We start from the raw sequence: 14,710 nt of genomic DNA, 5'->3' as shown, positions 1-14,710 counted from the left end.
GAACCCATTCAGCTTAGTAATGTAATCGGAGAAAAACAGTGGTCGTAGAAACTGATGGATATCTTGCTTTAATTGAGCACTTGTCATTTAACTTAGATATCTTTGCTACTGAAGTAGGTGATACAGGCACAGAAAGCATTGAAGATGTCGTTACAGACATGGTCGCGTCAAATATTATGGCGATTTTTGAGCAAAACCCTGAACTTCACTCTAGTGTTCGATTCAAATTGCTTAAAGAAGCTGACGCAGTCGTGGATGATTTAAGCGAGGTACTTGCAGGCGTGTGGTCGAAAAAAGCAACTAATGAGCAGATTGCGTTTCTGGATGAATACATTGCATTAGTCAAAAACTTGTTTGATTCTGCTGTTGCAACGTATGACTAAGGTTAGCATTGTTATTTATACGACCATACATTCATAAGGTCATACGGACTTGGACATAGACTTCAACAAAAGCCCGTCATCCAAAAGAGGTTACAGTGTCACCCTACGTATTTGCCAAAACTTAGACGCCCAGTAAGGGTTGTCGGTTCTCGAAATCATCACCCCTTTAGACGTTGAGACATGCATAAACTGTTTATTGCCGATATAAATACCAACATGATAATTGGTGCGTGTCGTTTTGAAGAAGACTAAATCGCCATATTGCGCCTCTTCCCAACTCAGCTTAACGCCTTGTTTCGACTGCTGTCTCGTCGTCCTAGGTAAAGACAACTGGTAAGCTTTTACAAAGGCTTTTTGAACGAACGCTGAACAGTCAATGCCTGATTTTTTAGTGCCGCCCCAACGGTAGGGTGTCCCATGCCATTCATTGTAAAATCGCAATAGATCCGGGTTATTTGCCAGGGTTTGTTTATGGTTTTTAGTTGTATGGTGAGACGAAGCGGCCTGATGGTTGCTTACAACATCTGTAGTGTCTTCATTTGGCTTGGGAGCTGAAGAACATGCGGTTACCAGACCACAGATTATGAGAGACAAATAAATTCGACGCAAAATTCCCACCCGTTATTTTTGCAATTATCAATTGAAACACAAATGTCATATCGACTCTTTACCATTGGGATACTTTTGCTCTCGTTCCATCCATGTATCGGATTTACAACGAGTTCGTTTAAACCCCAAGAAAGAACCGCGAGATTATGACAACGAATAACCGCTTCCGTTTATCACTTTCACTAGTTCAGACTATCAGTGCAATATTTTTAACTATTACAGCACTCGTTATAGCGCTTTCTACGTCAAGTTTCAAAGGAATGGATGAAATTGGCGAGCAATTTAATGATTTGTCTCAAAAAACACTGCCAATGGCGATGGCTAACGCCAAGTTAACCAGAAACGTGCTAGAAATCGTTAAATTATTAAACAGCGGGGTGCAGCAGACACAATCTCAAGGACTTCCGGAATTAAAGAACAAGATCGATGTTTTAGCAGGGCAAACCCAAGGCTTGGTGCAGGATATCTCTGGTTCTATTGATCTAACGGACGAACTGGCTAAAAAAGTTGAACACTTGCATCAAGTAACAAGCTCGACACTCAACAAACAATCGACGGTGGTAGAGATTCAAACCCAAGTCGACTCAGCTGTAGGGGGCTTTCGGTATGGGTTAAGTTCGATTGGACCGGAGATGAGTCGAATCAGCTCATTTTTAAGTGGTGATGATCCAAATTCTATTGATGCCGCAAATCGTTTTATCGCATCTGCTAGTTCAATGGAAAGTACATTCCTCCTGTTATTGATGCAAACCGATCTTGCCAGCGCCAAACAAAAATTTCGTGAGATGAATAATCGAATTGCAGGCATTGAGTTGGCCTATGCAGACTTTAAAGCACTACACCCTGAAGTCACTGAATATGCAAGCCTTAACGCTTCGTATGAAATGGTACAGAACGGTTTTGAAGAGCAGGGGATTCTGCATTTGATTCTATCTAAACTTGAGCAAAGCGAGCTACAGCAAGGGGATTTTAATCAAGCTTCTCAGCTTGCCGATGAAATCATGCAACTCCTCGATCAAATTTCTCAATCGGCCTCCACCTTACTTGCAGAAAAAGAAGCGCAAGTGCATAACACGATAGAAACCGTCAGTACTGTCGTTCTCGTCGCGGCGAGCATTATCTCTCTGATGATTTTACTCACGTGGTTTGGACTAAGAATTTGGATATATCGCGGGCTAAACTCGGTCAAGACTAGTCTGACGTTACTTACCGAGTTTAACTTACGCCAAAAAGCGAAATTAGAGGGCCCGCAGGAGTTAAAAGACGTGTCCGCGAAGCTGAATCAAGTTATTGACTCAACCAACGATTCTATTTCGGTAGTCACACAGAATTGCGAAACGCTTTATCAAACGGCAGAGATAAGCCATGAAGCAGCAGAGCTAACCAATCAAGGACTCACGACTCAAAACGAGGCATTAGTCTCCATGGTGACGACAATTGCTGAGTTAGAGGCTGCCATACGTGAAATAGCAACCATTACTGCATCGTCTCAAGAGGACTCCGTTAGAGCAACAGAATGTACGCGAGTCGGTGTTTCAGCTGTCGAGCAAAACCGCGATCGTTTGGAGTCACTTGCGCACTCATTAAATACTAGTGAGCAATCAATGCAAGAGTTGGATTTAAGAGTAAAACAAATCCGCGAGATGGTAGATATGATTAGTGGAATTGCAGACAATACTAACTTACTTGCTCTTAATGCTGCTATTGAAGCCGCACGTGCAGGGGAGCAAGGTCGAGGTTTTGCCGTCGTTGCAGATGAAGTGCGTAAGTTGGCCCGTGATACGTCCGAGCAAACGACCAATATTCGTGAAAGGATGAACGAGTTACTCGTTGCTGCAGAGCGTTCTCGTAATGCCGTCGACGAATCTCGAGAGGAAATGACGCATGCGTTGCAATCGAGCCAAGAGGTTAAGCTCACATTTACTGATATTAATAATGCAGTAAAACAAATACAGGACCGAGTGACACAGATTTCACTTTCAACGGAAGAGCAAGAGCGCGCCACGGCTGATGTTTCTCAGGCTATCACTCACATTTCTGATCAAAGTGAGCGCACAAAACTTCAACTCGATGCGATGGTAAAAAGTTCGGAACAAGTGGCAGAAATTGCAGCGCAACAACAAGCCATGTTACACAAATACGAACTACGCTAATCCCGCTCTACAAAGGGTGTGCGAACCTCTCACCTTAACGTGATAACAAGACATTTTAACTTGATAACAAGACATTGAGACCGGTAAGTGTGCACATTTGCCAGTCTCAATGTCTTAAGTTATCGGGTCTTTTTTCTATCAAAACAACTCAATAGAATGGTCCGTAACTTTCTAACTATCTGAATTTATGTAATTTTGTGATTATTAATTTTAATAAAATTATTTAATCGTCCATATAAGCTACGGTGGCATTGTTATGTACGAAGTGCTTCACTTAAGAGACATTAAGGAAAATCCCCACTCGTGCCAGATACTGCTTAGCACCGTATTGGGAGCAACAAAAAGCAAACCTAGTAAAACTAGGCTCACAAGGAATTGCCAAAATTTAGCCTCATTGCTGCTGTAGAAACTCATTGTTGTGTAGGTAATAGCACTTAGTTCTACTCGTAGCGAATGATAGCAAGGTAAAGGTGAAGCTCGTAATCAGAATCTCAAATTAAATAGAGGACAATTACAATGGGCCAATTCTATATACTTTTCGTAGTCATTAGTTTTATCGGTATCTTGGTTACCTACGGTTAAAACATCGTTACTAGGAATGCTGTTTAATTGTAATTTCGCCACATACAAGGGCGGACAGCGACATATCTTGAGGACGGTTAGACATATCAGTTAAACTAAAGGTTATTACCCAAACGGAAAGGGGTGACCTATGAAGTTCATGTGTCTTCGTAACTATAAGAGTAAACTGAGCATACTGTTTAGCATATCTTTGTTGGTGGGGTGTACCCAAAGTGATTGGAGAACCGCGAGTCGAGAACCCGCAGGTATTGCGCCCAACCCTCAAACCGTTAAGGATGCGGTTATTGAAGTTTACGCGGCGGATGCATTCAGTTGGCGTGGTTGGTTTGCTGTACACACTTGGTTAGCGGTGAAGCCACGAGACGCAGATGAATATACCGTTTATGAAGTTGTCGGGTGGCGTGTTGAACGTGGCCAACCAGCGTTATATCAATATAATACCTCCACGCCCGATCGATATTGGTATGGTGCCAAGCCGGAGAAAGTCCTTTCCATCGAAGGAGAGCAAGCAGAAAACCTTATCCCGAAGGTACAACATGTGGTACAAACCTATCCTTGGGCAAACGAGTACACCTTGTTTCCTGGCCCCAACAGTAATACCTTCCCTGCGTGGGTAGGAAAACAGATCCCCGAACTTGGCTTGGATATGCCGTTTCGTGCTATTGGTAGTGGGTATGCTGATTAGAATATGACGAAAATACTGTCATTTCCCTTTCCTTAAGATGCGAAATTCTTCCCCACGCGCTATCCTGTAGTGACAAATAGCTTTGAAACCTAAGGATAGCGACGGATCGTATCTCAATTCTCTAATGCACCGTCTAACGTAAACTCGCTCCCAAAAATGACGTTTAGAATGTAAATTCTTCGTTTGGTTCTATACGCTAGTCAGAATTCTTTCAGATAAGGAAACGATGATGGATAAATTCGTAGTGTTTCTCTTATGCATTTTTTTAACCATTGGTGGCGCAGTGCACATCTACGACAATCTTGTTGGTGGCTTCCTACCTTACGATTTTGCACCACAATGGCTAAATATGTATTGGAGTGCGCTAGGAGTGCTGGACTTATTGTCGGTATATCTGCTGGTTAGGTATCGCAGGGCGGGGCTGGCTTTGATGTTAGTTATTCTGTTCACTAATGTCATTTTCAACTCTCATGCGCACTATACGCTCCAAATACTGGACAACAATACAGCACTACAAATGAAAACGTTATTTTTGGGGTTTGCTATTGGAGTGACGTTATGGCTATGGAATGCGCGTAGCAAACAATCCCGTCAAATTTTCCGTTAATCGCTTACCCATGCAACCACCCAAGCAGACCTAATGCTTAGGATGCTTAGGTGGTTGCGGATAACGGAAGGGTTGAGTCAGCAACTTATCGAGTCTTTGCTCGTTTTCGTCACGCAGATCAGGTAAACCAATGATAACGTGATCATGCCCAAGTTCTGGCTGAGCACGGTAGGTTCCAAACAGGCGATCCCATACCGATAAAAAGAAACCAAAATTAGAGTGCGTTTCTTTAGGAATGACAGAGTGGTGCACACGATGCATATCAGGGGTAACAATTAGCTGGCGCAACGTAGCATCTATTGGTAAAGCGAGTTTTGCATTACTATGATTAAACATGGCACTGGCATTAAGTAGGATTTCAAAAATCACGATCGCTGTAGGAGAGATACCAAGAGCAATGACCGCCGCGATCTTTATCACCATAGAAATCAAAATTTCAACCGGATGAAAACGAGTTCCTGTCGTGACATCAATGTCTAGGTCAGCATGATGCATACGATGCAGTTTCCACAGAAAGTTTACTCGGTGAAACATGACGTGTTGGGCATAAATCACAAGATCGAGAGCGATAACCCCGCATAACACGTTTAACCACCAAGGCATGCCAAGTAAGTTAAAGGCTCCCCATTGAGACTCACCCCCTATAACGGCTGCTTGAAAAGCGGTTATAGGTAATAAGATAGTGACGAAAAAACTGTTTAGCGCAACGAGTGAGAGGTTGTTCAACCAACGAAACCGACGTGACACCGTTAATGTTTTCCGTGGCAAGCGGTTTTCCCAAAGTGCACAGAGTAGTAGTACACTCACAAAACAGCTGAGTCTTATCCAAGAGGGATCGCTGAATGTTTCTTCAGTCACAAATGTTTCCTTCACAACGGGCTTTTGACTAGTCCTTACACCATACCTTGAGGCTAGGCGCTTTAGCCAGTAGAATCGCGCCCAACTTTTTACTAAGCGTGACTAAACATGAGAGTTCACTCGTTTCACCGTCTAATCCAACACCGACAATCGATTTCAACTAAGCCCTTCAATGCGAGAGGCTGTAAGGTTCAACGTTGTCAATATTGTCAGGTTGCTCAGGAGTATTGCCTGTGTGCATTGCAGCCGAATGTTGAATCCGATATTGCTTGTATGCTGATCGTTTCAGAAAACGAAGTGTTTAAACCAAGCAATACGGGTCGACTGATTGCGGATACGATTCAAGAAACCTATGTTTATCAATGGAACCGAACGGAACCATCTAAAGAAATGCTAGATTTATTAAATAATGAAGCGTATCAACCAGTCATTGTGTTCCCAGACGAATATGTAGATAAACCTGAGCGGTTATTAAAGGACATGTCTCCTGAGCATTTAGTCAGCACCAACGGCATTCAAAAGAAGTGGTTGTTGATTTTTATTGATGGCAGTTGGCGCGAAGCGAGAAAAATATTCAGACGTTCTGAATACTTACAATCGTTACCCGTGCTATCAATAGAACCGCAATCGCTTTCAGAATATGTGATGCGCCGTTCCGACAATGAACAACATCTTTCGACCGCAGAGGTGGCCACATTAGTTTTTCAACAAGCTGGTGAAGAACACGCTTCACGATGCCTACAACTCTGGTTTGAAGCGTTTAGAGAGACTTACATGCTGAGCAAAACGCGCGTAAAAAGTGACCTAACTCGACCCCACCTGCAACATTTCAAAGCGTGGATGAAAAACGAGAGTTCACTCTAAGGAATGACTTTTTGTTGATGGAATGTTGTTCGGACAGTCCCAATCAAGAAATAAATCAAGACGACATCACGGTTTGTAGGCGTATAGATGTGGATAATGCAAGTAGTTTAGCTTTGGCTCCAGTCATGTTTTGGGAGTCGTTTAGGCATTTTTTAGGAGAGAATTGAATGTATTACGGCTTTGATGTCGGTGGCACTAAAATTGAATTTGGTGCTTTTAACGAGCAACTTGAACGCGTTGCAACCGAGCGCGTACCAACCCCGACTGATAACTATGAATTATTAGTTGATACCGTCGCCGGGCTAGTCAATAAATATGACGCAGAGTTTGGCTGTGAATGCACGATTGGCCTTGGTCTTCCTGGTATGGAAGATGCGGATGATGCAACGGTACTGACCGTGAACGTTCCTGCTGCTAAAGGCAAACCGTTACGCGCTGATCTTGAAGCGAAAATTGGTCGTTCAGTAAAAATTGAAAATGACGCAAACTGTTTCGCGCTCTCTGAGGCGTGGGATGAAGAGCTAAAAGACGACCCATCAGTGCTTGGTCTAATCTTAGGCACTGGATTTGGTGGCGGCTTTATTTACGACGGTAAAGTGTTCTCTGGTCGTAACCATGTCGCGGGTGAAGTTGGTCACATGCGTCTTCCTATTGATGCCTGGTTCCACCTTGGCGACAACGCACCGTTGTTAGGTTGTGGTTGCGGCAAGAAAGGGTGCTTAGACAGTTACCTTTCAGGTCGTGGCTTTGAACTTCTGTATGCGCATTATTTTGGCGAAGAGAAAAAAGCGATTGATATTATCAAAGCGAATGCTGAAGGTGAGGCAAACGCGGTGGAACATGTGGAACGCTTTTTGGATCTTTTAGCCATTTGTTTTGGCAATCTTCTTACCGCAACGGATCCGCATGTTGTTGTTTTAGGTGGTGGTTTGTCCAACTTCGACCTCATTTACGAAGAAATGCCAAAACGTATTCCTAAGTACCTGCTTTCAGTGGCAAAATGTCCAAGAATCATCAAAGCTAAGCATGGTGATTCTGGTGGTGTACGAGGCGCCGCATTCCTGAACATCAAATAAGTTCGAATGAGTCAATAATAAGAAAAGCCCTGTTACTTTGGAGTAACAGGGCTTTTTGTTTGCGTCTCTACAAGTCTTACTTTTTCTTTCCGACACCCAAGTTTTCTTTTTGCGCCAACGTGATTTTTGTAAAGCCAAGTTTTTTGAAGTGGTTATCACGGTAGTTACGAACTGCTTTGGTATCAGAAATCGCTTCGATTTGCTGCTCCATTTTTAGGTATTCAGTGATGTCGATACCTTCGGCCTCTGCAACCGCTTCATGAATATTGCGATGTTGCTGGTAAGAGAACGTCAGTTCTTTATCTTCAGCTTTGTAAGTGTAAAGAATAGTGCGAGCCATAATTATCTCTCGAGTCTAATGTTAATGTTTTTAGTCAATCAGTTCACATCAAGTCAGCGCTTGGGTGTGTGATTAAATAGGATGTGACTAAAAACAAAGGCCAGCACTGCTGACCTTTATAAAAATATTGCTATTCAGCGCTTGGAGCTAGATTCTGCCTTGAAGCGGGATGATTGTCACGCTTTCTCCGATTTTTACCGTATCTACAGCGGGAGCAATCTCTATAAGACAATTTGCTTCACTCATTGAACGCAAAATTCCTGAACCTTGTTTCCCCGTTGTACGAACGGTTAACTGACCTGATTCATCCAACTCGTAAATACCGCGGCTGAACTCTGTGCGTCCTTGGCGAGAGCGGAGGTTTTCGCTCGCGATGGCGTTGACTTTTAGCGGCTTCCATCCTTGCTCACCTTGCATTTTACGAATCGCAGGCTCGACAAAGTTAATGAATGAAACCATCACGGCAACAGGGTTACCAGGCAAACCAAAGAATGGTGTGTTGTTAACTTGTCCGAACGCCAGCGGGCGACCAGGGCGCATATTAATACGCCAGAAATCAATTTGACCCAGTTTATCTAACGCCAACTTGATGTAGTCAGCGTCTCCAACGGACACGCCACCAGATGTTAGCACTAGATCGGCCTGTTGGGCTGCACGCTCGAGCGCTTCGATCATACGTTGCTCGTTGTCTTCCAAAATTCCAAAATCTAAAATATCGCACCCTAGCTGTTCAAGCATGCCCATGATTGTGAAACGGTTGGAGTCATAAATCGAGTTTTGTTTTTGTTCTGTACCAGGAGCTTGTACTTCATCACCAGTAGAGAATATGGCGACTTTTAATTTGCGGTATACACTCGCGTCACCAAAACCAAGAGAGGCTATCATGCCCATTTCAGGGGAGGTGAGGCGCGTACCAGTAGTGAATACGTCACTACCGATAGTCAGGTCTTCACCTGCTTGGCGTACATTTTGACCCGCTCTAATACTCGATGCATTGATCGTTACAGTGTCACCATTTTGTAGGGTTTGTTCGCGCATAACGACAGTGTCGCCATTCACTGGTGTGGGTGCACCGGTCATGATTTTAACCGCTTGCCCCATTTCTAAAGGCTTATCATAAGCATAACCAGCCAACACTTCTGCCATGACTTGATAACACTGTCGGTCTAGATCGTCACTACGAATTGCGTAACCATCCATTGCCGAGTTGGTGTATTGCGGAACGTTAACTGGCGAAATAATATCTTCGGCGAGTACACGACCGTGTGCGTGTTTCACATTGCATCGTTCCGTGTCTTTAACCGTATTGACCAGAGACAAGATCTTTTCTTGACCCTGGCTAACTGAGAGGAAAGCTGGCGACAGGGTGTCACAACATGCCGCGGCCTTCTCTTTGGAATCGGATACTTTGGCATCTTGTACATATTGAAGAACGAACTTCGCTATTGCATCCAGATCGTTGATGTTCATTTGCGGTAAGTCAGTGTCAAGTACACCACCGTCCGATGCGATGGCAATGATGTTCTTGTCATTAGGGTAAAGCCACGGCTTACCGACTTCTTCACGGTGCAGTTCAATTTTTGGGAATGCTATATTTTTACAGCCTTCGACAAGAATCACGTCGAGTTTATCGTGATCAAAACGGCTAAGCAGATAATCGAATGCTTCTTCGGCTTCAGGCGTTTCGGTCATCAGCGCAAAACGGTTACGAGACGCAATCAACATTTGAGTTGCGCCAGCTTTGCGTAATCGGTGACTGTCTTTGCCTGGTTTGTCGACGTCAAAATTGTGATGCGCATGTTTTAGCATGCCAATACGTAAGCCAGCCTCTGTTAGTTTCGGTAACAAAGCTTCAAGTAACGTCGTTTTGCCCGTTCCGGAGTAAGCCGCAAAGCCAAGAATAGGGATGGTTAGTGAGTGTATCATGATTCTAATTGTCCAAATTGTGCCAGTTCTTCCGGTGTATTGAGGTTGACGAAACAGCTCGGAGAGTCGCTAAAGTCGACGTAGCGGGTGTTACATTCCTGATAAAGAAGAATGATTTTTCGATCGCCTCGCTCTAAAAATGCCGTCAATTTGGGTAATACACGTTTGTGATACATCGTAAATACTGGCTGTTGATGGTTTCCATCATGCGCGACCAATATGTCCGTATCTTCCTCTACCGCTTGGCAAAATCGGCGAACGATATCGCTGTTAATCTGCGGACTATCGCAAGGCACAAAGCCAACCCAATCAGTTTCTGCATAGATAAGACCAGCGTGAATACCACCCATGGGGCCTGGGAATTCTTTAAATTGGTCACTAAAGACAGTGCCGAACTGGCGATAGGCGTCTTGATTTCGGTTAGCGTTAATCAAAATGTTCGGTGTTTGTACTGATAAACGTTCAATAACGTGCGCGATGAGCGGCTTGTGATTAAGCTCAATAAGCCCTTTGTCTTTGCCACCCATGCGGCTGGCTTGACCACCAGCTAAAATGACCCAACTAGTTTGTGTTGGTTGAAGCATATGCATTCTCTTGAGAATTTTGTTTTGGTATGACATGTAACAACGGCGACTCTACCAAAGTCTTTTCTTTGATCAACCATTGTTTCTTACATAAATCGGTCAACGCATTGGTTTGATGACTTGTAACGATGATACTTGAACCACGTTCCAATAAATCCTTCGCCATGACCACCAAACGTTCGATCGACTCTTGATCGAGCGATGCACTCGGCTCGTCCATTAATAATATTGACGGAGTTAATATCCATGCTCTAGCCATGGCGACGCGTTGTTTCTCACCACCGGATAACACAGAAATGTGCTCGTCAGCGAGTGTTTCTAACTTCACCATTCTTAATGCGTTTATGACTAACGCACGTTTATCTTGAGCAGTAATTTTATGATATTTGATTCCATAAGCGATGTTTTCATACACGCTACCATCAAAAAGGTACGGAGACTGATGCAAGTAAACCACATCATCGCGCCCATGGCGCCCAGTCAGTTTTTTTAGCCAAGAATCTTTAGGAGCAATGACCTTACCTGTTGTTGGTTTCAACAATCCAGCAAGGATCTTAAGTAACGTTGTTTTACCGACGCCATTATCGCCCGTCAAATAGATCGCATCATTTGGGCCGATGGCTAACTCTGGAACATGAAAAAGCACACGTTCATTAAAACGCATGGACAATTGCTCGGCGGTGATTTTTATCGTCATAATACGCCTCTACCTATCTACACAAAAAGCAAATCTAATCGGTTGCTTTATGTTCTTAAGTAGCCTTTGCCTCTCACACTTGATAAGAAAAAATTGAGTGCCAATGCTAGTGATAGTAATACAATTCCCAGGGCAACGCCTTGTGCAAACGCACCTTTACTGCTTTCCATCGCGATGGCGGTAGGAATGTTCCGGGTCAGCCCCATGATATTACCGCCCACCATCATTGAGCAGCCAACTTCCGTGACGATCCGAGAAAACCCTGCGATAACCGCCGCAAGTAAAGGAAATCGAGTTTCCCAAATGGTCGTCGCAGCGATGCGGGGTAGGGATACGCCTAACGTCACCGCGGTTTCAACCATGCGACGGTCACTTGATTGCAGTGCGCCATGCATCATTGAAACTAACACCGGAAAGCAGATCAGCATTTGACCGAAGATCATTGCTTTTTGGGTAAACAGCATTTGCCAACCGCCCCAAGGTCCTGCTCGTGAAAGTAGCATGTACAGCAACAGACCAATCACAACGGTCGGAACGGCTTGAAGGGTATTGACGATGGAAAGCAAAAACCATTTGCCACGAAAATCGGTGTAAGCCAATAAAAATGACATCAATACCGCAGGAACGAGCACCAAAGAAATGGCGGTGATAGAGACACTAAAGGAGACCGCAACGATCTCCCATAGTTCTGCATCCAAATTCACCAGTAAGTGAAGTGCTTCTAGTGTGGTGTCAGCAAGATTCATGTCGGATCATTTGCTATCCGCATTCGCCACGAACAGTTGTTTACCGTTTAGGCGAAAACTGTTGATCAGCTCTTGACCGTGTGAGGTGACAAGCCAATCACTGAACACTTTTGCGCCTTCACTATTGATGGTTGGGTATCGCTCTGGGTTAACAAGGATCACTTGATAAGGGTTGAACAACATTTCATCGCCTTGGAAAAGTATCTCTAGGTCCAACTTGTTTTGGTAAGCCAGCCACGTACCACGGTCTGTCATCGTGTAGCCTTGCATTTCGGACGCCATATTTAATGTCGGTCCCATGCCTTGTCCAACGCTGCGGTAACCACCAAAGTTGGGTTCTATTTTGGTTTGAGCCCAGAACCCCATCTCTTTTTTGTGTGTACCAGAATCGTCACCACGAGAGATAAACGTCGCGTCTTTACTTGCAATTTCTTTAAATACGTCGAGTACGCTTTCGTCATCTTTTATTTCAGCCGGATCCGATTCAGGTCCCACAATGACAAAGTCGTTATACATCAACTTACGTGGCAAGATACCGTAACCTTTTTCCACAAACGTGGCTTCTGCTTTTGGTGCATGCGTCATCACCAAATCGACGTCACCGTTTTCGCCCATTTTTAACGCTTTGCCCGTACCAGCAGCAATAATGTTGACTTTATACCCTGTCTCTTTTTCGAATTTAGGGAGTAGGTAATCAAGTAACCCAGAGTGGTATGTGCTGGTCGTCGTTGCTAGACGGATCTGATCGTTGTCTGGGGCAGAGAAAGCTGAGTAGCTTACCAATGTGATTGAAGTTGCAGCCAACGTTAACGCTATTTTTTTCATTATTATGTGTATCCTTTGTGAGGTTCCTTAGAAGTCCGAATTTCTGAATCCTAGGGTCTGTGGAGTTTTCACGGTTAAATCTAGCCAAAGGCTTAGCAAGCTAAATGCCAAGATTATAGTTAAGCCTTGTGGCGTTTTTTAATTATATACAAGTAAAACTGACGATATTGTGCGCGAATTCATAGCGTTATTTTATTTATAATTTGAGATGGTACAAATTGTCGCACTTTTTGTAAGGTATCTGAATGCAGAATTGGTACACTCTGTCCCAATAAGAAAATTCGAGGGAAATTATGTCTACTCAACCTCATATTAGTGTTCGACAAGATTACCATGCATTTTCGGTGTTGATTGTTGACGATGAACCAGGGATGCAAGCCATTTTAAAAAAGGCGTTGCAAAAGTTGTTCTCCCAAGTCGATATCGCTGGCAACATTGACGACGCGGAAGCTTTGCGCCATTCCCGTCACTACGATCTCATTTTGTTGGATATTAATTTGCCCGGACGTTCAGGAATTGAATGGGAGGAGGCATTTGAAGACGACGACAAGCGTGCTGACGTTATTTTTATGACAGGATACGCAGACCTTGAAACTGCGATTCGAGCACTCCAGTTGGGTGCTGCAGACTTTATCCTCAAACCATTTAACCTCGAACAAATGCTAAAAGCGATCGAACGCTGCATGGAGCGACGTTTAAATGAACGTATGCAATATGCGCTCAAGCGGGATTATCAGCGTCACAATACCTCGGAAATTATCGGCAGTTCAGAACCGACACAGCGGCTTAAACAGGTGATCAGTCAATTTGCCCCATCTCGCGCATCGGTTTTAATCGAAGGAGAGTCCGGAACGGGTAAAGAACTGGTTGCACGAGGACTTCATGAATTGAGTGGACGAGTAGGGCCTTTCGTGCCAATTAACTGCGGTGCGATTGCTCCAGAATTGTTAGAGAGTGAATTGTTTGGTCATACTTCTGGCGCATTTACGGGGGCAAAAAAATCCCGTGAGGGGTTATTTCGGGTCGCCAACAACGGCACGCTGTTTTTAGATGAAATCGGCGAAATGCCTTTGCCGATGCAAGCGTCACTATTGCGTGTGCTAGAGCAGCGAACCATCCGCCCCGTCGGTTCGGAAAAAGAAATCAGCATCGATGTAAGAGTTGTCGCCGCAACCAACCGCAATTTGATTGAAGAAGTAAACCAGGGAAATTTTCGTCGCGATTTATACTATCGTCTCAATGTACTGAAAATAGATGTGCACCCATTGCGTGAACGTAAAGAGGACTTGTCAGAATTAGTGCCTTTCTTCGCTAATATGTTAACGCGCGAACTTGGCATGCCGGCACTAAAGTGGGCGCATGAAGACATCGAAGCCATGCACCAATACGATTGGCCAGGAAATATTCGCGAATTAAAAAACTTGATTGAGCGTTGTATTTTGCTTGGCCAGCCACCTGCGCATTATTGGCGTGAGTTAAAAGGCGAACTCTCATTACCTGATAGACCTCACTCCCTACCACAAGAGCTCAATGTAGAGTTGAAGTCTTCGTCGCCAGACGACGCTCAAACGGCAGAAGGGTATCCCAATCACTGGACACTTAAAGAAGTAGAAAGAGCGCACATCGAACAGTTGGTTCATTTACATGATGGTAATAAATCCGCTGCGGCTCGCGATCTTGGCGTTGCACGTAAAACGCTAGAGAGAAAATACAAGGAATGGGATACAGAAAATGACGGATACGCGAGTTAGAACTATGCGATATCGAGGGGTAGC

Annotated in this window: 15 protein-coding genes; 7 read left to right on the top strand and 8 right to left on the bottom strand. The window is 44.2% G+C overall.

The genetic code is table 11. The features are described from left to right. Window positions 1-38: 38 nt before the first annotated feature. Window positions 39-383 (top strand): DUF3802 family protein, encoded by a 345-nt coding sequence (locus ONE56_RS07025; RefSeq protein ID WP_041154361.1) that lies wholly within the window; start codon window positions 39-41, stop codon window positions 381-383. A gap of 90 nt (window positions 384-473) precedes the next feature. Here the strand turns inward: ONE56_RS07025 and ONE56_RS07020 are convergent, their stop codons facing one another. Beyond that, the gene (locus tag ONE56_RS07020) at window positions 474-1,001 is read right to left on the bottom strand and encodes a C40 family peptidase (protein WP_423839552.1); all 528 of its coding nucleotides are present in this window, start codon (window positions 999-1,001) and stop codon (window positions 474-476) included. 137 nt (window positions 1,002-1,138) lie between these two features. Here ONE56_RS07020 and ONE56_RS07015 point away from each other — a divergent pair, with 137 nt between their 5' ends. The 3 genes from ONE56_RS07015 (at window position 1,139) to ONE56_RS07005 (ending at window position 5,019) form a co-directional block, all read left to right on the top strand. Next, window positions 1,139-3,145, top strand: coding sequence for a methyl-accepting chemotaxis protein (locus ONE56_RS07015; protein WP_423839551.1), 2,007 nt, complete (start codon window positions 1,139-1,141; stop codon window positions 3,143-3,145). Window positions 3,146-3,866: 721 nt separating this feature from the next. Next, window positions 3,867-4,412, top strand: coding sequence for a DUF3750 domain-containing protein (locus ONE56_RS07010; protein WP_041154439.1), 546 nt, complete (start codon window positions 3,867-3,869; stop codon window positions 4,410-4,412). Window positions 4,413-4,641: 229 nt separating this feature from the next. Continuing rightward, a complete protein-coding gene (locus ONE56_RS07005; RefSeq protein ID WP_041154358.1) occupies window positions 4,642-5,019 on the top strand; it encodes a hypothetical protein in 378 nt (125 codons plus the stop codon). A 30-nt stretch (window positions 5,020-5,049) separates the two neighbouring features. Here ONE56_RS07005 and ONE56_RS07000 read toward each other — a convergent pair whose 3' ends face one another. Continuing rightward, the gene (locus tag ONE56_RS07000) at window positions 5,050-5,877 is read right to left on the bottom strand and encodes a sterol desaturase family protein (RefSeq protein ID WP_331437450.1); all 828 of its coding nucleotides are present in this window, start codon (window positions 5,875-5,877) and stop codon (window positions 5,050-5,052) included. Window positions 5,878-5,985: 108 nt separating this feature from the next. On the opposite strand from ONE56_RS07000, the gene ONE56_RS06995 reads away from it, so the two are divergent. Both ONE56_RS06995 and nagK read left to right on the top strand, forming a co-directional pair. After that, window positions 5,986-6,741: a tRNA-uridine aminocarboxypropyltransferase gene (locus ONE56_RS06995; protein WP_423839550.1), complete on the top strand. Its 756-nt coding sequence runs from the start codon at window positions 5,986-5,988 to the stop codon at window positions 6,739-6,741. Window positions 6,742-6,908: 167 nt separating this feature from the next. Next, window positions 6,909-7,817 (top strand): N-acetylglucosamine kinase, encoded by a 909-nt coding sequence (gene nagK / locus ONE56_RS06990; protein WP_423839549.1) that lies wholly within the window; start codon window positions 6,909-6,911, stop codon window positions 7,815-7,817. A gap of 76 nt (window positions 7,818-7,893) precedes the next feature. Here the strand turns inward: nagK and ONE56_RS06985 are convergent, their stop codons facing one another. From ONE56_RS06985 to ONE56_RS06960, 6 genes are all read right to left on the bottom strand, one after another. After that, the gene (locus ONE56_RS06985) at window positions 7,894-8,157 is read right to left on the bottom strand and encodes a DUF2960 domain-containing protein (protein WP_041154354.1); all 264 of its coding nucleotides are present in this window, start codon (window positions 8,155-8,157) and stop codon (window positions 7,894-7,896) included. Between the two features lie 147 nt (window positions 8,158-8,304). Then, window positions 8,305-10,083: a bifunctional molybdopterin-guanine dinucleotide biosynthesis adaptor protein MobB/molybdopterin molybdotransferase MoeA gene (locus ONE56_RS06980; protein WP_423839548.1), complete on the bottom strand. Its 1,779-nt coding sequence runs from the start codon at window positions 10,081-10,083 to the stop codon at window positions 8,305-8,307. Then, a complete protein-coding gene (gene mobA / locus ONE56_RS06975; protein ID WP_331437447.1) occupies window positions 10,080-10,667 on the bottom strand; it encodes a molybdenum cofactor guanylyltransferase MobA in 588 nt (195 codons plus the stop codon). Before mobA ends, ONE56_RS06980 begins: the two co-directional genes overlap by 4 nt. Beyond that, window positions 10,645-11,364, bottom strand: a complete 720-nt coding sequence (locus tag ONE56_RS06970; RefSeq protein WP_041154352.1) for an energy-coupling factor ABC transporter ATP-binding protein — start codon at window positions 11,362-11,364, stop codon at window positions 10,645-10,647. Before ONE56_RS06970 ends, mobA begins: the two co-directional genes overlap by 23 nt. Before the next feature lie 47 nt (window positions 11,365-11,411). Beyond that, entirely contained in the window at window positions 11,412-12,110 is a 699-nt protein-coding gene (locus tag ONE56_RS06965; RefSeq protein ID WP_423839547.1) for an ABC transporter permease, read from the bottom strand. Between the two features lie 6 nt (window positions 12,111-12,116). Continuing rightward, window positions 12,117-12,935, bottom strand: a complete 819-nt coding sequence (locus tag ONE56_RS06960) for a substrate-binding domain-containing protein (protein WP_041154350.1) — start codon at window positions 12,933-12,935, stop codon at window positions 12,117-12,119. Window positions 12,936-13,228: 293 nt separating this feature from the next. Between ONE56_RS06960 and ONE56_RS06955 the strand changes: the two genes are divergently transcribed. Beyond that, window positions 13,229-14,686, top strand: a complete 1,458-nt coding sequence (locus ONE56_RS06955; protein WP_423839546.1) for a sigma-54-dependent transcriptional regulator — start codon at window positions 13,229-13,231, stop codon at window positions 14,684-14,686. Window positions 14,687-14,710: the final 24 nt, after the last annotated feature.

It is taken from the genome of Vibrio mytili (assembly GCF_049563345.1).
GTDB classification, from domain to species: domain Bacteria; phylum Pseudomonadota; class Gammaproteobacteria; order Enterobacterales; family Vibrionaceae; genus Vibrio; species Vibrio mytili.
Note: the sequence above shows the minus strand (reverse complement) of the source record. Positions and strands in the feature narration are given on the sequence as shown.